We start from the raw sequence: 2,982 nt of genomic DNA on the forward strand, positions 1-2,982 counted from the left end.
GTGGCCCACACCCAGGTATCCATACCCACAATCGTGGCCCCCACATCCCCAACCATCGGGTTATACGAGATCGTCGCCGTAGGGATCGTCACCGCATCCCAGGCGGCCTGCGCGAGCGTCGCCCCATCCACCTCCGGAACGGGAGCAGACTCGCCTGCGGGAACCCACACCGGGCTATTTTCCGCATAGTACGCCTCAGCGATATCGCCAATGCTGCGCTCGTCATCGTTGGCCATATACTTCGACGAGCACGTCGGCATATACCAGCGCCCTTCCGTGTCATCCGCGTGCAACCGGTAGTCGGGGTAGTCTAGTTTCTGCTCCTCCACACTCTTCCCATCAAAGTTCAAGTTCCGGGTATCCTCGTCCGCCTCACCGGAGTCGAACCACTCAGCCACCTCCGCCCCCGTACTGCCCTCCTGGTACCAGCACACCGGATGCACCGCAGCCGTCACCGACTGCGACGACACCGTAGCGCCACCCGAACCAGACCCGTCCGCAGCAGCCGACACAGACTCCACCTCCACACTCATCGTCACCGAACCATCCCCGCCAGATGACACCGAACCAGATGACAACCCAGTGTCATTGTTCCCGATACCTTTAGCCTGCGCAGGGGCCACAACAGAGGCCAGGCTGATAACTAACGCCATCACAGCCGCCGAAACACGTCTATCGATCATCATAACTCACACCGCACACTCATTAGTGGATAGAGTCTGTTCGCCTGACACTTTCCAGGTTCCATCCTCATTGATCATAGTTATTAGCGTTTCATAGCGCCCTTGGAGGACTTCAGGGTTACTGACATCATTACCCTGAGCATCGTAGGCGGTCAGCGCCGATTGGTCCCCACAAGTGACAACTTCCGCCTGAGCATTCTTAGAATATGGCGATGTTATGAGTACGGAAGCAATCGCAATCCTCAGTCCACCCTCAACGATCTCTCCACTAGAAGCTTCGTAATTGTTTACGATAATCTGATATTCTTCGTCGGTGGTGAGTGGTTCGGCGTTTTCTACGCCGGTGCCGGTGAACCAGATGTTCCAGGTGACCTGGTCGTAGTTGACGAAGGCCTTCAGGACTTCAGTCTGCTGCTCATCCAGATCCTCGGGGATGGAGGTAACTTCGTAGCGCTCGGTGGACAGCGACTCCGCCGTCACCACACCCGCAGCCTCCGCCGAAGCAGCAGCCGACGCAGACGCCTCAGCCGACGCCGCCGACTCAGACGCCTCCGCCGACGCCGCAGCCTCCGGATCATAAGTAGGAATACCCAAGGGGTTGTCATCCGACTCAGACGAACACGCCACCAGAGGCGCACACGCCAGAAGCAATGCCAGCAGGACAGCCACCGGCCGGTGTCGGCCGTGACGCGAAACAGGAGTTAAGGATTGCATGTTGGACGGTTCTCCTTAGCAGTGCAGGATGGTTGATAGGGGTAAGTCGTCGGTGCTGGTGACCGTGTCCTCGGCCTCGGGCGTGGTGGAGGGAACAGTGACGTGGGTGGGGGTTGCAAAGGCCAGTTCGGGGATCTGGGCCAGGGCAGGCTCAAGAACGGCGTGGAACTTCTCCACCTGCTCATCCAGATCCTCATCCGGACCCCAATAAGTCAACCTGGCCAACAGCACCTGGTTGTCGTTATACCGCCAAGCCACATAGATACTGACATCAAAGGTCCACACCCAACCCTCACCCTCCACACCCTCAAAAGTCAGCTCCCGGGCGGTATCGGGAAACTCAACGGGAATGTCATCGAACTCCAACGCAGGTTGCGCACTCGGCTGCACGTGGATTCCAATGCGGTAGTCGATGTCGAGCTGTCCGAAGGGGGCGCGGTTAGATCTTGTGCCGCAGCTGTAGCTGTAACCAGACTCGCCGGTCTCAACATCCCCCGTGGGGCCGGTCATGTAGTCATACCAGTAGGTGCCGAAACCAAGGGTCTCCTGGAGATCATGGTTGGGGAAGACACCGCAGATGGTCTCATCCGCCAGCGGAGTGTCCGGAGGCTCGGTGGTCTCACCCGAACCATCAATAAGCCCACACCCTGCCGAAATCATGACCAAGCATGAGGCTACGACAACAGCACAAGCATGTCTGCCTCGAAGCCGCAACCAGGCACTCCTCCGAGCGACACAACCCGGCTGCCTAATCCCTCTTGATCGCGATCCCACCGTCTTCACCTCCCTGCTTCTCTTCGCCGTCACCGCCCAGAACCACCATTGCCGCCAGCCATCCCACGCGCGCCTCCGCCCGAGCAGCCTTATGGTTGTTTGGTGGGTATGGTGTTCAGGGCCTGGATCTCCGCCACCGGGATGCTGGTGGTCGTGGACGTGGTATGCGTGTCCATGGTTCCGGCGGCGCCGTCGGTGGCCGTGTAGGTGATCGCGTAGGACACCTTCACATCCACCGGAGTCACACCGTCCTTGAAGTGCGCACTGGACCGGTCGAACACGATCAGGCAGTCCGTACCCTTGGCGTCATTGTCCTCACTCCAGGGGATGCCGAAGCCGGTGCACTTGGCGGTGCCATCCTTGGACTGCAGGGTCAGCATCGAGGCCGTGGCTGTGATCGTGGCGGTGGTCGACCCCGCCGTAGCCGTCACCTGCACCTCCTTGGGGGTATCACCCGTGGCCCACACCCAGGTATCCATACCCACAATCGTGGCCCCCACATCCCCAACCATCGGGTTATACGAGATCGTCGCCGTAGGGATCGTCACCGCATCCCAGGCGGCCTGCGCGAGCGTCGCCCCATCCACCTCCGGAACGGGAGCAGACTCGCCTGCGGGAACCCACACCGGGCTATTTTCCGCATAGTACGCCTCAGCGATATCGCCAATGCTGCGCTCGTCATCGTTGGCCATATACTTCGACGAGCACGTCGGCATATACCAGCGCCCTTCCGTGTCATCCGCGTGCAACCGGTAGTCGGGGTAGTCTAGTTTCTGCTCCTCCACACTCTTCCCATCAAAGTTCAAGTTCC

The 2,982-nt window shown here is 59.7% G+C and carries 3 protein-coding genes and 1 pseudogene; all 4 read right to left on the reverse strand.

Going from position 1 to position 2,982, the window contains the following annotated elements; translation table 11 throughout:
- Positions 1-470: pseudogene (locus tag ACGLYG10_RS04200) on the reverse strand (hypothetical protein); the annotation flags it as partial.
- 219 nt (positions 471-689) lie between these two features.
- Positions 690-1,397, reverse strand: coding sequence for a hypothetical protein (locus ACGLYG10_RS04205; RefSeq protein ID WP_139240813.1), 708 nt, complete (start codon positions 1,395-1,397; stop codon positions 690-692).
- A gap of 15 nt (positions 1,398-1,412) precedes the next feature.
- Positions 1,413-2,057: a hypothetical protein gene (locus ACGLYG10_RS04210; RefSeq protein WP_073328225.1), complete on the reverse strand. Its 645-nt coding sequence runs from the start codon at positions 2,055-2,057 to the stop codon at positions 1,413-1,415.
- Positions 2,058-2,260: 203 nt separating this feature from the next.
- The coding region (locus tag ACGLYG10_RS16535; protein WP_244542572.1) for a hypothetical protein at positions 2,261-2,982 on the reverse strand (722 nt) is incomplete at its 5' end.

It is taken from the genome of Actinomyces glycerinitolerans (genome assembly GCF_900098745.1).
Taxonomy (GTDB): Bacteria; Actinomycetota; Actinomycetes; order Actinomycetales; family Actinomycetaceae; genus Actinomyces; species Actinomyces glycerinitolerans.

Excerpts from the sequence above, each read along its gene's own strand:
- ACGLYG10_RS04205 (WP_139240813.1), bottom strand. The coding sequence starts at position 1,397 with ATGCAATCCTTAACTCCTGTTTCGCGTCACGGCCGACACCGGCCGGTG.
- ACGLYG10_RS04210 (WP_073328225.1), bottom strand. The coding sequence starts at position 2,057 with ATGATTTCGGCAGGGTGTGGGCTTATTGATGGTTCGGGTGAGACCACC.